This is a genomic window from Eubacterium sp. CAG:161 (assembly GCF_000432355.1).
Taxonomy (GTDB): Bacteria; Bacillota; Clostridia; order Lachnospirales; family Lachnospiraceae; genus Eubacterium_G; species Eubacterium_G segne.
Window position 1 is genome coordinate 21,955 of record NZ_HF991837.1, and the last position, 22,512, is coordinate 44,466.

Annotated in this window: 18 protein-coding genes and 1 tRNA gene; 18 read left to right on the top strand and 1 reads right to left on the bottom strand. The window is 36.1% G+C overall.

What is annotated here, in order from left to right; translation table 11 throughout:
- Positions 1-11 precede the first annotated feature (11 nt).
- The 10 genes from Q5O30_RS00700 (at position 12) to radA (ending at position 12,377) form a co-directional block, all read left to right on the top strand.
- Positions 12-359 (top strand): DUF6142 family protein, encoded by a 348-nt coding sequence (locus Q5O30_RS00700; RefSeq protein ID WP_021951852.1) that lies wholly within the window; start codon positions 12-14, stop codon positions 357-359.
- A 12-nt stretch (positions 360-371) separates the two neighbouring features.
- Positions 372-2,372, top strand: coding sequence for an aminopeptidase (locus Q5O30_RS00705; RefSeq protein WP_021951853.1), 2,001 nt, complete (start codon positions 372-374; stop codon positions 2,370-2,372).
- A 94-nt stretch (positions 2,373-2,466) separates the two neighbouring features.
- Positions 2,467-2,967, top strand: coding sequence for a 5-(carboxyamino)imidazole ribonucleotide mutase (gene purE, locus Q5O30_RS00710; protein ID WP_021951854.1), 501 nt, complete (start codon positions 2,467-2,469; stop codon positions 2,965-2,967).
- 22 nt (positions 2,968-2,989) lie between these two features.
- Positions 2,990-4,015, top strand: a complete 1,026-nt coding sequence (gene purM / locus Q5O30_RS00715; RefSeq protein ID WP_021951855.1) for a phosphoribosylformylglycinamidine cyclo-ligase — start codon at positions 2,990-2,992, stop codon at positions 4,013-4,015.
- Positions 4,009-4,602 carry a phosphoribosylglycinamide formyltransferase gene (purN, locus tag Q5O30_RS00720; RefSeq protein WP_021951856.1) on the top strand — a complete coding sequence of 198 codons (594 nt, stop codon included), beginning with the start codon at positions 4,009-4,011 and terminating at the stop codon, positions 4,600-4,602. The genes purM and purN overlap by 7 nt, the downstream gene beginning before the upstream one ends.
- A 100-nt stretch (positions 4,603-4,702) precedes the next feature.
- The gene (gene purD, locus Q5O30_RS00725; protein WP_021951857.1) at positions 4,703-5,974 is read left to right on the top strand and encodes a phosphoribosylamine--glycine ligase; all 1,272 of its coding nucleotides are present in this window, start codon (positions 4,703-4,705) and stop codon (positions 5,972-5,974) included.
- 74 nt (positions 5,975-6,048) lie between these two features.
- A complete protein-coding gene (locus Q5O30_RS00730) occupies positions 6,049-7,767 on the top strand; it encodes a cadherin-like beta sandwich domain-containing protein (RefSeq protein ID WP_021951858.1) in 1,719 nt (572 codons plus the stop codon).
- A gap of 138 nt (positions 7,768-7,905) precedes the next feature.
- The gene (locus Q5O30_RS00735) at positions 7,906-10,389 is read left to right on the top strand and encodes an ATP-dependent Clp protease ATP-binding subunit (protein WP_021951859.1); all 2,484 of its coding nucleotides are present in this window, start codon (positions 7,906-7,908) and stop codon (positions 10,387-10,389) included.
- Positions 10,390-10,502: 113 nt separating this feature from the next.
- A complete protein-coding gene (locus Q5O30_RS00740; protein ID WP_021951860.1) occupies positions 10,503-10,916 on the top strand; it encodes a hypothetical protein in 414 nt (137 codons plus the stop codon).
- A gap of 105 nt (positions 10,917-11,021) precedes the next feature.
- Positions 11,022-12,377 (top strand): DNA repair protein RadA, encoded by a 1,356-nt coding sequence (gene radA / locus Q5O30_RS00745; RefSeq protein ID WP_021951861.1) that lies wholly within the window; start codon positions 11,022-11,024, stop codon positions 12,375-12,377.
- Positions 12,378-12,437: 60 nt separating this feature from the next.
- Here the strand turns inward: radA and Q5O30_RS00750 are convergent.
- A tRNA-Trp gene (locus tag Q5O30_RS00750) sits at positions 12,438-12,508 on the bottom strand.
- A gap of 184 nt (positions 12,509-12,692) precedes the next feature.
- On the opposite strand from Q5O30_RS00750, the gene Q5O30_RS00755 reads away from it, so the two are divergent.
- The 8 genes from Q5O30_RS00755 to Q5O30_RS00790 all read left to right on the top strand — a co-directional run bounded on the left by Q5O30_RS00755 (position 12,693) and on the right by Q5O30_RS00790 (position 22,511).
- Positions 12,693-15,716 (top strand): glycoside hydrolase family 76 protein, encoded by a 3,024-nt coding sequence (locus Q5O30_RS00755; RefSeq protein WP_021951862.1) that lies wholly within the window; start codon positions 12,693-12,695, stop codon positions 15,714-15,716.
- 223 nt (positions 15,717-15,939) lie between these two features.
- Positions 15,940-16,248: a hypothetical protein gene (locus Q5O30_RS00760; protein ID WP_021951863.1), complete on the top strand. Its 309-nt coding sequence runs from the start codon at positions 15,940-15,942 to the stop codon at positions 16,246-16,248.
- A 9-nt stretch (positions 16,249-16,257) separates the two neighbouring features.
- The gene (locus Q5O30_RS00765) at positions 16,258-18,270 is read left to right on the top strand and encodes a V-type ATP synthase subunit I (protein ID WP_021951864.1); all 2,013 of its coding nucleotides are present in this window, start codon (positions 16,258-16,260) and stop codon (positions 18,268-18,270) included.
- A gap of 2 nt (positions 18,271-18,272) precedes the next feature.
- Entirely contained in the window at positions 18,273-18,767 is a 495-nt protein-coding gene (locus tag Q5O30_RS00770) for a V-type ATP synthase subunit K (RefSeq protein ID WP_021951865.1), read from the top strand.
- 40 nt (positions 18,768-18,807) lie between these two features.
- Complete coding sequence (locus tag Q5O30_RS00775; protein ID WP_021951866.1) at positions 18,808-19,410, top strand: V-type ATP synthase subunit E; 603 nt, start codon at positions 18,808-18,810, stop codon at positions 19,408-19,410.
- 11 nt (positions 19,411-19,421) lie between these two features.
- Positions 19,422-20,384 (top strand): V-type ATPase subunit, encoded by a 963-nt coding sequence (locus Q5O30_RS00780; protein ID WP_021951867.1) that lies wholly within the window; start codon positions 19,422-19,424, stop codon positions 20,382-20,384.
- Entirely contained in the window at positions 20,377-20,697 is a 321-nt protein-coding gene (locus Q5O30_RS00785) for a V-type ATP synthase subunit F (RefSeq protein ID WP_021951868.1), read from the top strand. Before Q5O30_RS00780 ends, Q5O30_RS00785 begins: the two co-directional genes overlap by 8 nt.
- Positions 20,698-20,738: 41 nt before the next feature.
- Positions 20,739-22,511, top strand: a complete 1,773-nt coding sequence (locus Q5O30_RS00790; RefSeq protein WP_021951869.1) for a V-type ATP synthase subunit A — start codon at positions 20,739-20,741, stop codon at positions 22,509-22,511.
- Position 22,512: the final 1 nt, after the last annotated feature.

Consider the following 22,512-nt stretch of genomic DNA (forward strand, 5'->3'; position numbering starts at 1 on the left):
GGTAAATATAAGTGAGAAAGAGCAAGAAAGTAAGATTAGAAGAGAAAGAAGATAAAAAAGCAAAAAAAATTCCTCTTAGAAAGTATACAAAAGGTGGAAAATCCTCTACACTTATTGCCATTGAGAGCTTGCTGGTTATTATTTTGGCAATTGCAATTTCCGTGGCAATGAAAGGAAAAGCAGGAATTTACGTAGGTCTTTTGACTTTGTTTGCTTTTATTACATCTATTGCAGGGTTTATTGTAGGGATAAACAGCTTTAAAGAAGAGAATAAGTTTATGATGTATACATACATTGGAACCATTGCCAATGCAGTTATATGGCTTGGAGTTTTGGGAATGTATTTAATTTATATTTAATGAGGTGCGTGTATGGATATCGTAAGAGAACGTTATGATATGGCAATAAGCAGAATTAATGAAATTGCCGGTGAAAGTCTCATAAAAGAGCCTTATGGAGATTATTTCAGAAGAACTGCAAAGTTTATTTGTCATTTAGACAACATATATCAGAAAATAATCAGCGGTGAAATAAAAAAGTTAGAGCTTAGGGAATTAGAACGCATTAACTATGATTTATATAGTGATGTATATAATGAAAATTATAGTGAAAGCTATGCAAATCCTGAGTTTGCAGTGAAAAAGCTTGGAGATGACTATGGAAAGATGCTGTGTTTTCTGTATGAACAAATAAGGAAAACTATCGGAAATCTTTATAGAAAACAGGAAGAAATCTCAGTATCATGGTTTGAACTTTTTATAGAAATATATGTTGATTTTGAGGCTATGGAGGACATAACCGTAGATGGAGTCAGGGAAACTCTCTGTTCCTTTATGAGAGATAATACTGAGATTTTTACTGAAGCTTCAGTTGATGCCATGATTAATCCTGACAATACCTTTGCAACGGATATTGTTACAAAAAGCGACCTGCAGGACTTGAGATATTTATATTATTACGGAGAACACGTGGGATATAATGAAATAGAAATGGCAAAATATCTTAATTCATTAGATCAGGATAAAATCGACAGTTTAGCCTTTGTATACACGGAAGGGTACAGAAAGGGATTTATTAATACCGGAAAAGATTTATCAATTAAAGAAACTGTTGATATAAGATACAATATTGGATTTGAGCGAATTGTAAAAGCGGCCATTAAAAATTTTGAAAAAATGGGACTTAAGCCGGTTATTTACCCTAGAGGATATGGGTCTACAAATTTTAACAGGCAATACTGGTTTGACCACAAGTTTGACGAAGCATTGTATTTAGATAAGGCTTATGTAAAAAGAAAACTGGAAGTTTCTAAACAGGCTTTTGAAAACAGAAAAGAAATGGCTTCTAAAATGGCAGGTCCTGCTGTAATAGAGGTGTTTGGTGAAAATCCTTTTGAACCGGAAAACAAAAAAGAGGCATATTCCCTTGATGGAAAGCAGCAGAAGCTTAAGGTTGAGTTTACCATGGAGTATCAGCAAATCGTTCAGGAATATATAAAAGGGGACGAAAGAAGTTTTACCATTATAGCATTTCCAATACCGGAATTTGGTGAGAATTTCAGGGAAATGTTTGATGCCACAGTGGAAATTAACACATTAGATGAGGAAAAATATGCAAAGGTTCAGCAATGTTTAATTGATGCCTTAGATAAAGCAGTTTATGTGAAAGTAAAAGGTCAGGGCAGGAACAAAACAGATATTAAGGTTATGATGCATGAACTGGCAAATCCTGAAAAAGAAACTAACTTTGAAAACTGTCTTGCAGACGTAAACATTCCTTTAGGGGAGGTTTTTACATCGCCTAAGCTTAAGGGAACTCAGGGACTATTACATGTAAGTGAAGTTTATTTAGGGAAACTTAAATATAAAAATTTTGAAATGACCTTTGAAGATGGAAAGGTTAAAGATTATAACTGTAGCAACTTTGATAGCGAAGAGGAAAATAAAATATATATAAAAGAAAATGTTTTATATAATCATGAAATTCTTCCTATAGGTGAATTTGCCATTGGTACTAATACAACAGCTTATGCTATGGCAGGAAAGTTTGGGGCAGTGTATAAGCTTCCTATTTTAATTGTGGAAAAAATGGGTCCTCATTTTGCAGTGGGAGATACCTGTTACAGTTATGAGGAAGAAATTAAAACCTATAACCCTGACGGAAAAGAAATCGTGGCCAGGGAAAATGAAATATCGGCTCTTAGAAAAACTGATATTTCAAAGGCATATTTCGGATGTCATACAGATATAACCATTCCTTATGATGAAATAGGTGAAATTACGGCTGTAACTAAGGCAGGAGAAGAGATTACCATTATAAAGAATGGAAAATTTGTACTTAACGGCACGGAAATGTTAAATAAACCGTTATAAGTATGATTTTTTTCTTCATAATTTGTAAGTATTATGATACAATGAAGATTGTTGAAAAAATAACATATTTATCGAAAAGAAAAAGGAGAGCAAAATGTCTAAAGTAGGTATTGTAATGGGCAGTGATTCAGATCTGCCGGTAATGAGCAAAGCAGCAGAATTCCTTGATAAGATGGGAATTGATTATGAGATGACCATTATTTCAGCTCACAGAGAGCCGGATATATTCTTTGAATGGGCAAAAGGTGCAGAAGAAAGAGGAATTAAGGTTATAATAGCAGGAGCAGGAAAGGCAGCTCATCTTCCTGGAATGTGTGCAGCATTATTCCCAATGCCGGTTATTGGTATACCTATGAAGACTTCTGATTTAGGAGGAGTTGATTCACTATATTCTATCGTACAGATGCCATCAGGCATTCCTGTGGCTACAGTTGCCATTAATGGAGGACAGAATGCAGGAATCCTGGCAGCAAAGATTCTTGCCACATCAGATAATGACATTTTAAATAAACTAAAAGATTTCAGCAGGGAGATGAAAGATTCTGTTGTTGAAAAAGACGCCAGGTTAAAAGAAATCGGATACAAGAATTATTAGAGAAAACAAGAAGGAGTTTAATATGGATTACAAGAAGGCAGGAGTAGATATTGAAGCAGGATATAAGTCAGTTGAATTAATGAAAAAGCACATTAAGGAAACAATGAGACCGGAAGTGTTAGGCGGTATTGGTGGTTTTGCCGGTGCATTTGACATGGGCAAAATTAAAGGAATGGAGGAACCTGTTCTTTTATCAGGAACTGACGGATGTGGTACAAAAGTAAAATTAGCTTTTGTTATGGATAAGCATGACACAATAGGAATTGACTGTGTTGCCATGTGTGTTAATGACATTGCATGTTCAGGTGGAGAGCCTTTATTCTTCCTTGATTATATTGCATGTGGAAAGAACTATCCTGAAAAGATTGCTACTATTGTAAGTGGTGTGGCAGAAGGCTGTAAGCAGTCAGGGGCAGCACTTGTAGGTGGCGAGACAGCAGAACATCCGGGACTTATGCCGGTAGATGAATATGATTTGGCAGGATTTGCAGTAGGTGTGGTAGATAAAAAGGATTTAATTACAGGAGAAAACATTAAACCGGGAGACAAGCTTATTGGTATTGCTTCAACAGGTGTTCACAGCAATGGATTTTCCCTTGTAAGAAAAGTCTTTGACATGACAGAGGAAACTCTTAATACATATTATGATGAATTAGGAAAGACATTAGGAGAGGCATTAATTGCTCCTACAAGAATATATGTTAAGGCATTGAGAAATGTTAAGGATGCAGGAGTTAAAATAAAGGGATGCAGCCATATTACAGGTGGCGGATTCTATGAAAATATTCCTAGAATGTTACCTGATGGCGTAAAGGCAGTAGTTAAAAAGGACAGCTACAAGGTTCCTGCACTTTTTGACCTTCTTGCAAAAGAGGGAGATATTGCAGAGGAAATGATGTACAATACTTTCAATATGGGTATTGGCATGGTACTGGCAATTGATGAACCAGATGTAGAAAAGACAATGGAAGCATTAAAGGCAGCAGGCGAAACATGTTATGAATTAGGATATGTTGAAGCCGGAGAAAAAGGTGTTGAATTATGTTAAGAGTTGGAGTTTTAGTTTCCGGTGGAGGAACAAACCTTCAGGCAATAATTGATGCAGTTAAAAGTGGAGACATTACAAATGCTTCAATAGAAGTAGTTATTAGTAATAAAAAAGATGCATATGCCCTTACAAGGGCAAAGGAAAGTGGCATAGCAGCTGAATCAGTATGTATAAAGGATTTTGAAAGCAGGGAAAAGTTTAATGATGCTTTAATAGAAAAGATTGATTCATACAATTTAGACCTTATTGTATTAGCCGGATTTTTAGTTGTGTTGCCGCCTGAACTTATTGCAAAATACAGAAACAGAATTATAAATATTCATCCGTCTTTAATACCATCATTTTGCGGTAACGGATTTTATGGATTACATGTTCATGAAAAAGCGTTAGAAAGAGGTGTTAAGGTTACAGGTGCCACAGTGCATTTTGTAGATGAAGGTACAGATACAGGTCCTATTATTTACCAGAAGGCTGTTGAAGTGTTGCCGGGAGATACACCGGAAATTTTGCAGAAGCGTGTTATGGAGCAGGCTGAATGGAAGATTTTACCAAAGGCCATCAACGACATAGCAAACGGAATTATTTGAGGAGGAAACAAAATGAACGAAGTTCATTTTCTATAAACGTTTCCGACGAATTGCCAACCACCGAAGGTAGGAGGCGTTACATATTTAAGGAGAGACAAAGATGAAAGTTTTAATTGTTGGAAGTGGTGGAAGAGAGCATGCTATTGCAACTTCAGTTGCAAAAAGCAGCAAAGTTGATAAGATTTACTGTGCACCGGGAAATGCAGGAATCGGACAGATAGCTGAATGTGTTAATATTGGTGCAATGGAATTTGATAAGTTAGTTGACTTTGCAAAGGAAAATGAAATTGATCTTACGGTAGTAGGAATGGATGATCCTTTAGTTGGTGGTATAGTTGACAAGTTTGAAGAGGCAGGACTTAGAGTGTTTGGCCCAAGAAAAAATGCTGCAATACTTGAAGGCTCAAAGGCTTTCTCAAAAGATTTAATGAAGAAATATAATATTCCTACAGCAGGATATGAGAACTTTACTTCACCTGAGGCAGCAATGGAATATCTTGAAACCTCCAAGTATCCTATAGTTCTTAAGGCAGACGGGCTGGCTCTTGGTAAAGGGGTGCTTATCTGTCAGACAAAGGAAGAAGCTATGGATGGTGTTAAAGAACTGATGCTTGATAAGAAGTTTGGTAATGCCGGAAATACTATTGTTATAGAAGAATTTATGACAGGACGTGAGGTTTCAGTTCTTTCTTATGTAGATGGAAAAACAATTAAAATTATGACATCAGCACAGGATCATAAACGTGCAAAGGATGGTGATAAGGGACTTAACACCGGAGGAATGGGAACATTCTCACCAAGTCCGTTTTACACACCGGAAGTTGATGAATTTTGTAAGAAATATATATATCAGGCAACTGTTGATGCAATGGCTTCTGAGGGAAGAGAATTTAAGGGAATTATTTTCTTTGGACTTATGCTTACTGAAGATGGACCAAAGGTACTTGAATACAATGCAAGATTCGGTGATCCTGAAGCACAGGTAGTTCTTCCAAGAATGAAAAATGACATTGTTGATGTTTTTGAAGCATGTATTGACGGAACTCTTGATAAGATTGAATTAGAGTTTGAGGATAATGCAGCAGTTTGTGTCGTTTTAGCCAGCGACGGATATCCGGTTTCTTATGAAAAGGGCTTTGAAATCAAAGGATTGGAAAACTTTGAAAACAAAGAAGGATATTATGTTTTCCATGCAGGAACTAAATTATCTGATGGGAAAATAGTTACTAATGGAGGTCGTGTCCTAGGTGTTACAGCTAAGGGAGCTAACCTTAAAGAAGCAAGAGCCAACGCATATGAAGCAACAAAATTAATTGATTTTGAAAATAAATATATGCGTAATGACATAGGAAAGGCTATAGACGAGGCATAATTGTCATATAATTAAGGTTTAAGAATAAATAATAAAAGATACACAAGAATCTTTTGTAAAAGGATGGTAATGATATGATGAAAATTAGAAATCTGTGGGTAACGGTTGTAACTTTATTTGTTTTAGTTATTGGAACTGCTACATGTGTAAGTGCAGACCAGGCAACGGATTTGTCTTCACTAAAGGTATATGCAGTAGATGCAGCAGGAAATAAGACAGAAGTTAAGATGAATTTTAATTCAACTACTTATACTTATAATCTTACAGTGTTGTCTACTACTGAAAAAATTCAGATAGAAGCAGTGCCGGCTGATTCCACATCTAAAGCTGTTGTTGAAAAAGAGTGGGCAAACACAAAGATGGATACAGGAAAAAACTTAACAGAAGTATCTGTAACATCAACAAGTGGAACTGTTCAGAAATATACTTTGAATACAACTAAGCTGACTGCTGATGAAGATGAATCATATAAGGCAGAAAATGGAGATGGTTCAAATACATCTGACACTCCCAAAACAGACAGAAGTTCTAAGGAAACAACGGTAAAAGTAGGAAAGAAACAGATGAAAATATCTTCATCTTTTCCAAAAGCAGATATTCCTGACGGATTTACAAAGTCAAGTGAAAAATACAATGATAAGAAGTATACATGTATCAAAGGCGAAGTAAAGAAAATCACTGCATTTTACCTTTATAATGATGATACAAAGGGATTTTATATATATGACAAGGATAAAGATGTATTTTATCCAATGTATAATATAAAAATCAAAAGCAGAATGTATACCATTGTAAAACCGGAAAAAACAGATGGTATTCTTAAGAATTATGACAAGAAGAAAATAACAATAGTTGATAATGAAGTAAATGCCTGGGCATTAGATGAAGAGCAGGGAATGTATTTAGTTTATGCCATGAACTGGAATGGAGAAACAAATCTTTACTGCTATGATGATAATGAGAAGTGCTTCCAGAGATATTTAGTATCAAATGATGCAAATAATCAGTCAGAGGCAGCAGCTAAAGCCTATAATAACCTTGAAAAAGATTATAACAAGCTTGTGGAAAAATATAATATTTTCTTAAAAGTTATGTGTGGATTGGTTGTTGTTATAATTATTTTGATTTTCCTGTGTATTAACATTGGTTTAAACAAAAAGGAAAAGAGGATTAAGAAAGACAAAGACAACAATTATAAGCCTGATGTAGAGGAAACAAAAGAAGAGAGTCCTAAAAAGAAAAAGAAGAAGTCAAAGAAAGAAAAGAAGGCAGAAGAGGAAGAAGATATAGATAATATTGATTCTGAAGAGCCTTTAGAAGAAATTGAAGAGCCTGTAGAGGAATTTATTCCGGAAGATATACAGGAGAATGTGCAGGAAGACAATGAAGAGGCTCCTACATTTAACCTTGAATCAGATGAGCTTACACTGGAAGAGGAAGATGATTCATCAAAGTTCTTTGGAAGAGATGTTATGACAAGAACTTATGGTGACCAGCCTACTTTTGGTTCGGATTTAGAATCTGATGAAGGATTTTACGGTGGAGAAGATGATGAAGACGGAGAAGTTTTCATTGATATTACAGAGGATGAAACCGTAGAAGAAATTCCTGAAACTGTAGAAGATAATCAGGAGAAAGCACCGGAGACAATTTCAAAAGAAGAAAAAATTGAAAATGATACAAAGGCAGCTCAAAAAGAAACGGAAGAAGATATAAAAGAAACATTAAAGTCCATGCTTGCTGATGATGAAGAAGAGGACGATGATGATTTTGAATTTATTGATATTAATTAATAAGTAGCAGATAATAACAAAGGAGTGATTCTAACAAAAATACAGGTTAGAGTTACTCCTTTCTTAAAAAACAGTTTAAATATTTGACATAAATGATGGTTATACTTTATATCTGACAATAAGATGGAGGAAGAACAGATGGGAAAATATGTTTTTACGCAACAGGCTGATAGGGCATTAGCCTATGCTAATTATATTGCTCACCTTTGTAAAATTAAATATATAGGAACAGAACATATTTTAGCCGGTATGTGCAGAGTGGCAGACAGTGTTACGGCTAAACTGCTTAGTCACTACAAATTCACATATTCAGATGTTATCGGGTTTATGGAAGCAGGTTATGACGTGGATATTAAGGCGAAGGACGTTATACCGGATAAAAGACAGTTAGAATATAATTATAAAGCTAATTTAATATTGGAAAATGCCTATAGTGAAGCCAATATGCAGGGACTTAAGGAAATAGGAACCGAGCATATTTTAATGGCAATGGTTACAGACAGAACATGTGAAGCCGGCAAAATACTTACCAGTTATGATGTTAATACAAAGAAAGTATGCATGGATATATTAAGGCTTTGTGGTCGCAGTCAAAGTGAGGCAAAGAAGTATTTTAAGGATGACAGAAAAGGAAATGGCAGACAAAGCAGAAAAACAGCCTTGGAAAAATACGGAAGAAATCTAACTGAAGAAGCAAGAGAAGGCAAGTTAGACCCGGTTATAGGCAGGGATATTGAAATTCAAAGAGCATTGCAGATACTTAGCAGGAAAACAAAGAACAATCCTTGTTTAATTGGAGAGCCGGGAGTTGGGAAAACAGCTATCGTTGAGGCAATTGCCACAAGAATTGTGGAGGGAAAAGTTCCAAAAAACATGGAGGACAAGGAAATCATAAGTCTTGATTTAACCGGCACCGTGGCAGGGGCTAAGTACAGAGGAGAATTTGAAGACAGATTAAAAAGTATCATAGATGAAGTTGAGGCAGCAGGAAATGTAATAATATTTATTGATGAAATTCATATGATTGTAGGGGCAGGAAGTGCTGAAGGCTCAATGGATGCTTCTAATATATTAAAGCCTTCCCTTACAAAGGGAACTTTGCAGGTAATAGGTGCCACAACTATTAATGAATACAGAAAATATTTTGAAAAGGATGCTGCTTTAGAAAGAAGGTTCCAGCCAATAACAGTAGAAGAACCAACTAAGGAGCATGCAATAGAAATTCTTAAAGGTCTAAGAAAGTCCTATGAGGATTTCCACAAAATAAATATTACTGATGAAGCCATTGAAGCAGCGGTAAAATTGTCAATGAGATATATTAACGACAGAAATCTGCCGGATAAGGCAATTGATTTAATAGATGAAGCCTGCTCAAAGAAACGTATTCATGAGGATCCGAAGCCTAAGGCTATTAGAAATAAAGAGATACAAATAGCTGAACTTAAATTAGAATTGGATATGTATGTTAGAAATGCTGATTTTAGTACAGCAGCAGAAATTAAAAAGAAGCTGGACAAATTAGAAAACAGGGTAAAGATTGAAAATGAAAAGTGGGAATTATCAGAGAAGGAAAACAGACAGAAGATTACTGACAGGGAAATTGAGGATATAGTATCAATGTGGACCGGTATTCCTGTTACTAAATTAGAAAAAAATGAGCAAAAGAGACTTCTTAAACTGGAAGAAGTTTTGCATAAACGAATGGTAGGACAGGATGAGGCAGTAAGTGCCGTGGCAAAAGCCGTAAGAAGAGGTCGTGTAGGACTTAAAAATCCTAACAGACCTATAGGTTCATTTTTGTTTTTAGGGCCTACAGGTGTGGGAAAAACAGAGCTTTCAAAGGCTTTGGCAGAAGCTGTTTTTGGCACCGAGGATTCCATTATCAGAATTGATATGTCTGAATATATGGAAAAACACAGTGTCTCAAAAATGATAGGTTCACCTCCGGGATATGTGGGATATGATGAGGGCGGTCAGCTCAGTGATAAGGTAAGAAGAAATCCTTATTCTGTTATTCTTTTTGATGAAGTGGAAAAAGCCCATCCGGATGTATTTAATGTACTTTTACAGGTGTTAGATGACGGTCATATTACAGACTCAAAGGGTCGGAAAGTAAGCTTTAAGAATACTATTATCATTATGACAAGTAATGTGGGAGCAAACAGAATTGTGGATCCGAAAAATTTAGGCTTTGGTGTTGTAAATGACGAAAAGAAGGACTACGAAAAAATGAAATCTGACGTTATGGAAGAAGTTAAGCTTATGTTTAAGCCTGAGTTTATCAACAGAATTGATGACATAATAGTATTCCATTCTCTTACTGAAAAAGAGGTTAAAAATATCGTAGGCATAATGCTTAAAAATCTGGCAAAACAGGTAAAAGAGCAAATGGCAATAGAACTTAAATTTACGGAGACCTTAAAAAATATGATAGCTAAGGAAAGCTATGATAAAAAATTCGGAGCAAGACCACTTAGAAGGAAAATTCAGTCAAAGGTGGAGGATGCTTTAGCAGAAGAGGTGCTTTCCGGCAATGTAAATAACAATGATAAAGTTACTGTTTCATGTAAAAATGGAAAGGTAACCTTTAAGGTGGACAGGGAAAATAAGCAGGAAAATTAATTGAAAAAAAGTTATAAAAAATTCATACTTTTTTCGCAATTATTTGTAGTTTTATGGTACAATGTTCATATCTAGAGAAAGGTCACCAAAGTGACAGTGAACAGGAGGATGAAATGGCAACAGTCAAGGAATTAATCAAAAAAGAAAGTAACGGATCAATTAGTTTTGGTAACTATGATTTACCGGAAAAGAAGAAACTTGCAGATTTTGAGGTAGCAGGTGACTTGTATAAGGTAAAGACATGGAATGAAATGACAAAATTAGAAAGAAACGGAACTTTTGTGTATGAATCAATTCCGGGAACAGCAGTAAATGTTTTTAAAGAGACAGCAGATGAGGTTACTTTCTTCGTTGAAGGTACAGGACAGACACAGATCACATTAGAATTAGAATCAAACAAGGAATACAGTGTGTTTGTGGATGACAAGGATTTAGGCGTTTCTAAAACTGATGTTGGAGGAAAGATTACATTTGACGTTGACTTGCAAAAAGGCAGCATGACCGTGGTTAAAGTTGTAGCTGCATAAACAGGTACGAAATTAACGAAGCTGTTGTATTAATGTGAATATAATTTTGCATTAGTACAGCAGCATTGTTTTTTATATAATAAACTAATTGGGAAAAGGAAAAATATGGCAAAATCAGGAAAAACAGTATTCTTCTGTAAAGAGTGCGGATATGAATCCTCAAAGTGGATGGGAGTGTGTCCGGGGTGCAGGGAAGTAGGCACTTTTGTGGAAGAATTGGTTAAAAATAACGGTAAGCAGACAAAAAGAAGTCTGTTAAACAGCAAGCCTGTGGCTATTAATGAAGTTACGGCTAATGATGAAGAAAGAATAACTACGGGATTTACTGAATTAGACAGGGTTTTAGGTGGCGGAATAGTTCCCGGAGCACTTATTTTGGTAGGGGGAGATCCGGGAATAGGAAAGTCCACACTTTTACTTCAGGTATGTAGAAATATGTCAGGGGCAGGAAAAAACATACTTTATATATCAGGAGAAGAGTCCTTAAAACAAATAAAACTTAGAGCTAACAGAATGGGAAAGTTTAGTGACAATCTTAAGCTGCTTGCAGAAACCAGTCTTGACTCCATTGAAAGTGTGATAACAGAGGTAAAGCCTGATGCAGTGGTAATAGATTCCATTCAAACCATTTTTAGGGAAGACATTAGTTCGGCTCCGGGAAGTGTAAGTCAGGTAAGGGAGTCAACTAATACTCTTATGCAAATAGCGAAGGGAAATACCATTCCCGTTTTTATAGTAGGTCATGTAACAAAAGAAGGCGTAGTGGCAGGTCCAAGAGTCCTTGAACACATGGTAGATACTGTACTTTATTTTGAGGGGGACAGACATGCTGCATATAGAATTATCAGAGGCGTAAAAAACAGATTCGGTTCCACAAATGAAATAGGTGTTTTTGAAATGAGAGAGGATGGGCTAAAGCAGGTGCTTAATCCTTCTGAATTTATGCTTTCAGGAAGACCGGAGGATGCATCAGGTTCTGTGGTGGCATGCCTTATGGAGGGAACAAGACCTATATTAGTAGAGGTTCAGGCACTTATATCCCATACTAACTTTGGAATGCCAAGAAGAACATCTGTAGGTACTGATTACAACAAGGTTAATCTTCTTATGGCAGTTATTGAGAAAAAAATGGGAATACAAATGGGAGATTATGATGCCTATGTTAATATTGCAGGAGGAATGAAAATAACAGAGCCGGCTCTTGATTTAGCTTTGGTTATGGCATTAATCAGTAGCTACAAAAACCGTCCCTTAGATTCTAAGACCATTGTTTTTGGGGAAGTAGGCTTAGCAGGAGAAGTAAGAGCGGTGTCTCAGGCACAGCAAAGAGTAATGGAAGCAAAAAAACTGGGATTTAAAAGATGTATTATGCCTGAAGTATCTGTGGGAAATTTGAAAAATACGGAAGGAATTGAATTAGTTGGTGTAAGAAATATAAATGAGGCAGCTAATGTAATATAAGCTACCTAAAAAGAAAAAGTTCTGAATACCTTTAAAAAGGACTCAGAACTCTTTAAATAGCAGGGGTGGTAGGAATCGAACCCACCTCTGGAGTTTTGGAGACTCTTATTCTACCGATGAACTACACCCCTATTTGCAATTTTGCACAACAAAGATATTTATACCATAATTAGATTTCACTGTCAAGAAAAATATGTCATATTTTTGTGAAGTTATGTCATATTTCTTTTAGGGATATCATATTTTAGGTTTAATTGTTTGGAAAAATTAAATGTGTTATGTTGAATATATATAAAAAGTAGGAGGTATACATTTATGAAAAAAAGATTAATGATATTGTGTCTTGCTGTTGCATTGATTATAACATCATTGCCGGGACAAAACGGTTTAAAAAATGTGAAGGCGGAAGATGAAGGAGCAATTAATGACGGAGTATATGTTATTCAATCGGTCTATAACCAAAAAGCAATAACCCAGACAGATGTATCAAATTATTATGCTGATTGCGTTGTATGGAATACTGATGCCCTAAGTGACTTAGCGAGATTTAATGTAAAGAAAGAAGGAGAATATTATACATTTACAAATACTGTTACGGACAAAACTATGAAAATAACAGGAAAAAGTAATGGTGATAAGCTGGATTTTAATGGAAATGATGGTACGGATATTTACAAATGGAAACTGGTTCCTATAACAGAAGGCAAATATGAAGGTTGTTATTATATTGTGTCTGCTGTAAAAAACGACAACGGTGAGGAGGAATGTGCGGAAATTATCAGTGATGATGACAAAAGGGATAAAGATGGTGCTCAGGTTCGTTTGTGGACTAAAGCAAAAAGTATAGATTATGAACCGAGACAAATATGGAAGTTAAAAAAGACCAGTGTGGAATATAATGGATTTACAGAGGAAATGAATGACACCATGGTAAATGCGTTTAAAGATTACTATTATAAATACTATGAAAAAACAGGGTATATGACATTTCATAGTAGTGATGATGGTTTTTGGGGAGAGGCAGAAATAATGGAAGCACTTCTTGATGGCTATGAAACAACAGGTAAAGCAATATATAAAGATATGTTTGTTACAACTTATAAAGATTTTATAGCAACCAACGGAGAAGATTGGGCATGGAAGGATTGGAATGACGATTTGGCATGGGCAGTCTTGGCATCGGTTAGAGCATATATTTTGTTTGGTGATGAACAATACTTAACATATGGTAAACATAATTATGATTTAATGTACGAAAGAGCAAATAAGAGAAGCGACGGAATGCTTATATGGAAAATGAATCATGAGAATGATGATACAACATCCTGTATTAATGGACCTGCAACAGTGGGGGCATGCTATCTGGCTGAAGCAACGGGGGATATGTCTTATTATGAAAAAGCAAAAAAACTGTATTCAGCCTGGAGAAACAGTTCTATGTATGTACGAGAAGGAGAGGAAATAGGGCATGTCTGGGATACAATGCATGAATACTGGTGCTCAACATATAATCAGGGGACATTTATTGGGGCGGCAACAATGCTTTATGAACACTTTGGAGATAATAGTTATTATGAAGATGCCTGCAATGCTGTAAATCATACAATGAAAGCTTTGTGTTATAACAATATATTAATTAAGGAAGATGCATATATCACAGACAACTCAAAAATGCGTGGAATTTTAATGAGATATTTAAGAAAGTTCATAGTGGATTTCAACAGACCGGAATATTTATCATTCTTCCGGGACAATGCAAAAATAGCATGGATGAATAAAAACTCAAAGAATTTGCAATGGTGTGTATGGAATAAGAAAACATCAGAAGATGTAACATGGGAATGCTACACAGCGTATAATGCCATATCTCTTATGGCAAATATGCCTACATATTCTGACAGACTTGAAAGAGATGCATATTCACTTATAGAAGCAGAGGATATGGACTATACTAAAGGTTTGATTTCTGAAAACAGTGATAACAGCAGTGGAGGAAGAAGTCTGGGTGGAATTAATAGTGGAGATTACACTGCATACTATAACGTTGATTTTGGAAAAACAGGATGTTCAAAAGTTAAACTTAGATATTCGAGAAAAACAGAAGATGCAGAAAAAAAGGGGAGAATAGAAATAAGGCTTGGTTCTACTAATGGAACCATAATTGCAAGTGTTCCATTAGATAATACAGGTAACTGGAGTGATTGGAGAGAAATTTCTGTTGATACAGCAAGAGTAAAGGGTGTACAAAATTTATATGTCATTTTTAAGTCAGATACTGAACATGTATGTAATTTGGACTATATACAGTTTGAAAAGGCAACAGACAATTCCCAGGGATATATGTTTCTTTATTCAGAGTCTAATGATAAATATGCCCAGTTGAAAAATGGAACAAAAGATACAACTATTTTAGCAAGAAGTACCAGTAGAGGAGATTGGGAGCAAATAGGTATAGTTAATAATTCTGATGGTACAGTTTCATTTAAGTCTTTAGTTACTGAAAAATATATAAGGGCAGCATATGGCTCAAATGGATATTATATTACTGCAAATGCAGATACCATTGATGATGAGTCAAAATTTATAGTTGAAAACTTAAACGAAGAATCAGATGATACATCGGTGGCAATAAAATCTGTTAAGACAGGTAAATACCTGTTAGTTGACCCTGAAGATGAAGAAATGTATATTCTGGCTAATGCAGATAAAGTGACAGGAAATCAAGAAAAATTCAGGTTTTTAACAGCAGATGGAAGCAAAATTTTGCCTAAAGGTGCAATATATAATATTGTAACAAGCCCTGAACTAAAAATAGAGGGATACCAGATAAGTACAATATTAGGAGGAATAAGAACTATTGCGTCTGTTGAACTAAAAATAAATGAAGGACAAGTTGTAAAGTGGGGATTTATTTATGGTGTGTCAGAAGTAGACGGTATAAAAACCAATATTAAGGAATCAGAGATGGTCGTTAATAGTAGTAATAAATATATTGCAAGCTTTGAATCTACCGCTAATGGAACTGCTGCACAAAAATTTGGAGAATCCGATACGGCAACATACTATGTAAGAACAATAAAGTTCGGAGCATTTTCCACTAAGGAATTTACATCAAAGTATATGGTCAGGGCATATGCCGTACTGGATGATGGTACCTATGTATATGGAGACAATATTTCACAATATTCTATTTACGATGTTGCAAAAAATCTTTATGAAAATGTAAAGATGAATACAAAGGAAGCTCATGCCTATCTTTTTAATAAAATAGTTAAAGTTGTTAATAAGGATGCAAAAGAAATAGATTATGATTGGGGAAATACAATAGTCACTCCGTAGTCATAAAAGGAATAAAAAAAGGACTTTTACGCATAATTGTTTTAGGAAATAATTCATAAAAACAATTATGTAAAATAGTAATAAAAGCATACAAAATACGAAATAGTAAAAATATACAACAACTGTTATAAAATGATACTTGTATATAATTATTCTATGATATATCATACTTGATAAGAAATGAAATTATAAAGACAATGTGGATAGAAAGGAGGAGCCTGTATTGATTAAAGAAACCGTGGATGCAATTAGAATTGCAGAGTCAGATGCTGAAAAAACGGTAATGACGGCAAAGGATAATGCAATGAACATGAAAAATGACATTAAGATAAGGGCACAATCATATAGGGAAGAGGAAACAGATAAAGTGAAAGATAAAGCCCGCAGGGATATGGAAGAAACCATTAAAAGTTGCAGCGAGGCAGACAGAGAATTTAATGCAGAAATTGACAGGCAGGTAATAAAACTAAAGGAAGAGGCAGCAGAAAGGCAGCCAGAGGCAGTAAAAGCTGTAATTGATGCATTGTTTTAGGAGGTTTTTATGGCAGTTTTGCAAATGCAAAAAATTAATATATGCGCAATGAAAGCAAACCGGAAGAAAATTCTTGAGCTACTACAAAAACGTGGTTGTCTGGAGATAATTGAAAAGGATAAGGAAGATGAGGTTTTTACTAAAACCAATACGGCTACCCAGATTTCAATTTTTGAAAGGAATGTTTCTTTAGCTGAAAATGCCTTGGAAATTTTAGATATGTATGCACCTGAAAAGAAGTCAATGTTATCTTCTCTAGAGGGGAAGAAACAGATATCTGATTCGGAATATTTAAAGACAATTAGCGACCAACAGGAAATAATGTCTTTAGTGAACAGGATTATTCAGCAAAAGAAAAATCTTGATGAAAAGGAAAGTCAGATTGCAAAGTATCAGGATGAAATTAAGGCATTAAGCATATGGAAAAATCTTGATGTTCCAATGAATTATCAGGGAACAAAGGATACGGTGTTTATGTTAGGAAGTATCTTAGGAAGTTACACTCAGGAGATTTTAATTTCAGAAATTGAAAAAATAGAAGAGTTTCCAAAGGAAGTATATATTCAGGTAGTAGCTGCTGATAAATTCCAGACATACATTACCTGTATATGTATTAAGGACAAGACGGAAGAAACGGAGAAAGCGTTAAGGCAGCTGGGATTTACCAGGCCTCAGGTGGTGGCACATCACACGCCGGCTGTTTCAATTAAAAACAGAGGGAAGCGCATTGAAAATTTATACAGCGACATAGCTGAAATTAAGGCTGAACTTGCCCGGGAGGCATTAAGCAGACAGTCAATAGAAAGTGTTTCAGACTATTACACTGTAAGGGCTGATAAATACCGGGTTGTAGGAACCATTCTTCAGTCAAAGCACACGTTTTTTGTTAGTGGATTTATTCCGGTGAAAAAATCGGGAAAGTTAATTGAGGAGCTGGAAAAAAAGTTTGTTGTGGCTATTGATACGGAAGAGGTAGGGGAAGATGAAGATGTTCCCGTACTTCTTGAAAATAATAAGACTGCTGCGGCAGTGGAGGATGTGGTAACATCCTTCGGATATCCGGGCAAAAACGAAATCGACCCCACAGCCATTACGGCATTTTTCTATTATGTACTATTCGGTATTATGCTAAGTGATGCAGCCTATGGTTTAATAATATTTCTAGGTTGTCTGTTTGCACTAAAAAAATATCCGGGAATGTCACCAACCATGGAAAAGACTCTTAGAATGTTTAAAAACTGTGGAATTTCCACATTGGTATGGGGCATATTATTTGGCGGATATTTTGGAGATGCAATACAGGTTATTGCCAAAACATTTTTTGACACCACAATAACCATTCCGGCATTATGGTTTGAACCTATAGAAAAGCCAATGGAAATGTTAATATACTGTATGATTTTCGGGATTATACATTTATTTACAGGACTGGCAATAAAGGGATACCAGCTGCTTAAGCAAAAGGATGTAATGGCATTTGTGTGTGACGTGGTTTTATGGTACGTGTTCTTAATAGGACTGATATTGCTATTAGTTCCAACATCATTATTTGCATCCCTTTCAGGAACAACAATAGTTTTTCCGGCAGGTATAAATATGCTGGCAAAGGTAATGGCATTAGGTGGAATGTTGGGAATACTTTTAATGGCAGGAAGAAGGGCAAAAAATCCTATAAAGAGACTGTTATTAGGAGCCTACAGCCTTTATGACACAACCAGCTGGCTCAGTGATTTGTTGTCATATTCAAGACTATTGGCATTAGGACTTGCCACAGGAGTAATTGCAAAGGTTATTAACACCATGGCAGCCATGGGAGGAAAAAGTATAGGCGGAGTTATACTTTTTATAGTGGTATTTGTATTTGGCCACACATTTAACCTGGCAATTAATCTTTTAGGTTCCTATGTTCACACCAACAGATTACAGTACGTTGAATTTTTTGGAAAGTTTTATGAAGGCGGAAGCAGAGAGTTTAAGCCTTTTAAGGAAAATACAAAATACATTAATGTAAAGGAGAATTAATTATGACATTTGGAGATTTTTTTGAAAATTTAGGATTATTTTATGCATTATTAGGTGCAGCTTTAGCAGTGTTAATGGCAGGTGCAGGTTCAGCCATTGGTGTAGGTATAGCAGGAAGAGCGGCGGCAGGAGTTATGACTGAAGACCCGTCAAAGTTTGCTAAGGTATTAGTTATGCAGTTACTTCCGGGTACTCAGGGACTTTACGGATTATTAATCGGTTTCGTTACATTATCAAAAATCGGAATCATTGGAGGAACTTCCGTACAGGTATCATCTCTTCAGGGACTTGAAATACTCGCAGCATGTCTTCCAATTGCAATTGTAGGTCTTATTTCTGCAAAGGCACAGGGAAAAACAGCAGCAGCAGGTATCGGAATTGTTGCAAGAAGACCTGAACAGTTTGCAAAGGCAATGTTATTCCCTGCAATGGTTGAAACGTATGCTATTTTAGCACTTCTTATTTCATTCCTGGCAATTAACGGAATTTCATTGTAGGAGATGGTATTAAAGGAGATACGTTGAAAAGGAGACGTGTATGAGTGGATTAGACAACATTGTGCAGGAAATTCATTCTCAGGCACAGAAGGAAGCAAACCGGATTTTAAATGAAGCTGAAGAATATTGCAACGAGTATATGGATGGTGTAAAAGCTGACGTAGCAGTACAGGTAGAACAAATCAATAAAAAATCTTTAGCTGACAGAAAGTTATATGAGAAAAAAACAAAATCCGGTGGTGAATTTAGAAAAAGAAAAACCATACTTATGGCAAAACAGAGCTGCATTAATGAAGTAATTGAAAAAGCAGAAAAGACTTTTTTAGAACTTGAAAGTGAAGAATACTTTAAACTAATGCTTGAATTATTTAAGGCTAATGTAACATGTGAAAAGGGGAAAATCCTGTTTAATGAAAAGGATTTAAGCCGGATGCCTCAATGGTTTAAGGATGAAATTAATCAGGCAGCAAAGGAAAAAGGCGGAGAAATTAAAATAAATGAAAAGCCTGAAAACATTGATGGAGGATTTATTTTAACTTACGGTGATATTGAAGAAAACTGCACGGTAAAATCTCTGTTTATGGCAAATTCAGATAAGCTTAAAGATGTTGCCAATAAAGTATTATTTGGTACCGGAAATTAGGAGGTAATGCCATGGAAAAGGATTATACTTACGGTGTTGCCAGAATAAGGGCATTAGAGGGAAAGCTATTTTCTGATGATGATATGACGGCACTGTTGCAGTGTAGTGATTACAGTCAGTGCATTGCATTTCTAAAGTCCAAGGGCTGGGGAAATGGTGCAGATTCTTTAGAGAAAATGATTTCCATAGAAAAAAAGAATACATCTAAACTTATAAAAGAATTATCAGATGACAGTAATGAAATGGATATTCTTATGATAGGTGACGAGTATCATAACCTAAAGGCGGCAATTAAGCAGGTTTGTACAGACAGTAATAATGACAATATTTTCTATGAAGGAACTAAATTGTCTCCGGAGATTATTATGGAATCCATAAGGCAGGGAAAGTATCAGAAACTACCTGAAAATATGGAAAAGCCGGCTAAGGAAGCAGCAGATACATTGATTCAGACAGGAAGCGGACAGATATGCGATGTAATAATTGATAAGGCAGCTCTTGAGAAAATAAAGGAAATGGGAGAAAATTCCGAAAGTAAGTTAATTAGAAAATATGCCGATACGACAGTTACCATTGCTAATATAAAAATTGCAGTAAGATGTGCCGCCACAGGCAAAAACAGTGATTTTGTAAAAAAATGCGTTGTTAGCTGTGACGGAATAAGCATAAGGGATTTAGCAGCATCAGTAGATGGAGGCATGGAAGGTGTGTGTACTTATCTGGAAAGCACAGGGTTTAAAGATGGGGTAGATGCACTAAAGAAATCCATGTCAGTGTTTGAATGCTGGTGTGATAACAAAATTGTCCAATGTATTAAATCCGAAAAATACAATTCCTTTACTGTAGGCCCAATTATAGCCTATGCCATAGCAAAGGAAATGGAAATTAAGACCATAAGGATAATTTTAACATGTAAGTTAAATGGATTTGATAACGGGTTTATCAGAGAAAGAATGAGGGAAATGTATGTATAAGGTAGCAGTAATGGGTGATTATGACAGCATATACGGATTTAGTGCCTTAGGAGTTGATATATTTCCTTTAGATGACAAGGTTTTGGCAATAAAGGAACTTAGAAGGTTAGCTGATAATGAATATGCAATTATTTATATAACTGAATCATTAGCGGCAGAAATTTCCGAAGAAATAGACAGATACAGGGAAAGAGTAACCCCGGCAATTATTTTGATTCCCGGTGTACTTGGTAACACCGGAGAAGGTGTTTCAGGAGTCAAGAAATCAGTGGAACAGGCAATAGGCTCTGACATTGTATTTGGAAATAATTAGAAAATGTTGACAGGTAACCTGATGACAGGAAAGGAAGAAGCATGGAACATAGCAAGGGAATTATTAGAAAAGTAGCAGGACCTTTGGTAATTGCTGACGGAATGCGTGATGCTAACATGTTTGACGTGGTAAGGGTCAGCGATAAAAAATTAATAGGTGAAATAATAGAGATGCATGATGACCGGGCATCTATTCAGGTATATGAGGAAACGTCAGGACTTGGACCAGGAGAAGAGGTTGTATCCACCGGTGCACCAATGTCTGTTGAGTTAGGTCCGGGATTAATAGGCAGCATATATGATGGTATACAAAGACCTCTTGATGACATTATGAAGGTTTCCGGAAATCTTTTAAAGAGGGGAGTTCAGGTTCCGTCACTTAAAAGAGAATTAAAATGGGAATTTGTTCCTACGGCAAAGGTAGGAGATATGGTTGAGGCAGGAGATATTATTGGAACCGTACAGGAAACTGCCGTAGTTACACAGAAAATAATGGTCCCATATGGAATTAAGGGTGAAATCGTAAAAATAAACGGAGGAACCTACGATGTAACTGAAACCGTTGCAGTAATAAAAACTTCAGATGGTGAAAAGGAACTTACATTAATGCAGAAATGGCCGGTAAGAAAAGGCAGACCTTACAAGAGAAAGAAGGCACCTAATAAACCTCTTATTACAGGTCAGAGAGTTGTTGACACACTGTTTCCTATTGCAAGAGGTGGTGTGGCAGCAGTTCCGGGACCATTTGGAAGCGGAAAAACAGTTATACAGCATCAGCTTGCTAAGTGGGCTGAGGCAGATATTGTAGTATATATCGGCTGTGGCGAGCGTGGAAATGAAATGACGGATGTTTTAAATGAATTTCCGGAGTTAAAGGATCCTAAAACAGGACATTCCCTTATGGAAAGAACAGTTCTTATTGCCAACACATCAGATATGCCTGTAGCAGCCAGAGAGGCTTCCATATATACAGGTATAACCATTGCGGAATATTTCCGTGATATGGGATATTCAGTAGCCCTTATGGCTGATTCCACTTCAAGATGGGCAGAAGCCCTTCGTGAAATGTCCGGACGATTGGAAGAAATGCCTGGTGAAGAAGGATATCCGGCATATTTAGGTAGCCGTCTTGCCCAGTTTTATGAAAGGGCAGGGGATGTGGTTACCCTGGGAAAAGAAGGAAGAGACGGGGCATTATCAGTTATCGGTGCCGTATCACCTCCGGGAGGAGATATTTCAGAGCCGGTATCCCAGGCAACCCTTCGTATTGTAAAAGTATTCTGGGGTCTGGATTCTAATCTGGCATATAAGCGTCACTTCCCGGCAATAAACTGGCTTACAAGCTATTCCCTTTATGTAGACAGCATAGGTGGATGGTTTACGGAAAATGTTAATAAGAACTGGCTTACTTTAAGACAAAAGTTAATGAGTCTTTTACATGATGAGTCAGAACTGGACGAAATAGTAAAAATGGTAGGTATGGATGCATTATCTGCACCGGACAGACTAAAAATGGAAGCTGCCCGTTCTATTAGAGAGGATTATCTTCATCAAAATTCCTTCCACGAAGTAGACACATATACGTCTCTTAAGAAACAGGAGATGATGATGGAATTAGTAATTGGATTTTATGAGAAATCTAAGGAGGCATTGGACAATGGAGCAGATGTGGAAGCTCTGATAAAAATGCCTGTCCGTGAGGCAATCGGACGTTTTAAATATACTCATGAAGATGAGCTTGATAAAGAATTTGCAGAAATAAACGACAGACTGGATATTGAGATTGCCAATACTTTAAAGAAGGAGGAGTTCTAAT

What these genes read in the sequence shown, in the direction of transcription:
- Q5O30_RS00705 (WP_021951853.1), top strand. Translation starts at nt 372, where the DNA reads ATGGATATCGTAAGAGAACGTTATGATATGGCAATAAGCAGAATTAAT.
- purE (WP_021951854.1), top strand. Translation starts at nt 2,467, where the DNA reads ATGTCTAAAGTAGGTATTGTAATGGGCAGTGATTCAGATCTGCCGGTA.
- purM (WP_021951855.1), top strand. Translation starts at nt 2,990, where the DNA reads ATGGATTACAAGAAGGCAGGAGTAGATATTGAAGCAGGATATAAGTCA.
- purN (WP_021951856.1), top strand. Translation starts at nt 4,009, where the DNA reads ATGTTAAGAGTTGGAGTTTTAGTTTCCGGTGGAGGAACAAACCTTCAG.
- purD (WP_021951857.1), top strand. Translation starts at nt 4,703, where the DNA reads ATGAAAGTTTTAATTGTTGGAAGTGGTGGAAGAGAGCATGCTATTGCA.
- Q5O30_RS00730 (WP_021951858.1), top strand. Translation starts at nt 6,049, where the DNA reads ATGATGAAAATTAGAAATCTGTGGGTAACGGTTGTAACTTTATTTGTT.
- Q5O30_RS00735 (WP_021951859.1), top strand. Translation starts at nt 7,906, where the DNA reads ATGGGAAAATATGTTTTTACGCAACAGGCTGATAGGGCATTAGCCTAT.
- Q5O30_RS00740 (WP_021951860.1), top strand. Translation starts at nt 10,503, where the DNA reads ATGGCAACAGTCAAGGAATTAATCAAAAAAGAAAGTAACGGATCAATT.
- radA (WP_021951861.1), top strand. Translation starts at nt 11,022, where the DNA reads ATGGCAAAATCAGGAAAAACAGTATTCTTCTGTAAAGAGTGCGGATAT.
- Q5O30_RS00755 (WP_021951862.1), top strand. Translation starts at nt 12,693, where the DNA reads ATGAAAAAAAGATTAATGATATTGTGTCTTGCTGTTGCATTGATTATA.
- Q5O30_RS00765 (WP_021951864.1), top strand. Translation starts at nt 16,258, where the DNA reads ATGGCAGTTTTGCAAATGCAAAAAATTAATATATGCGCAATGAAAGCA.
- Q5O30_RS00770 (WP_021951865.1), top strand. Translation starts at nt 18,273, where the DNA reads ATGACATTTGGAGATTTTTTTGAAAATTTAGGATTATTTTATGCATTA.
- Q5O30_RS00775 (WP_021951866.1), top strand. Translation starts at nt 18,808, where the DNA reads ATGAGTGGATTAGACAACATTGTGCAGGAAATTCATTCTCAGGCACAG.
- Q5O30_RS00780 (WP_021951867.1), top strand. Translation starts at nt 19,422, where the DNA reads ATGGAAAAGGATTATACTTACGGTGTTGCCAGAATAAGGGCATTAGAG.
- Q5O30_RS00785 (WP_021951868.1), top strand. Translation starts at nt 20,377, where the DNA reads ATGTATAAGGTAGCAGTAATGGGTGATTATGACAGCATATACGGATTT.
- Q5O30_RS00790 (WP_021951869.1), top strand. Translation starts at nt 20,739, where the DNA reads ATGGAACATAGCAAGGGAATTATTAGAAAAGTAGCAGGACCTTTGGTA.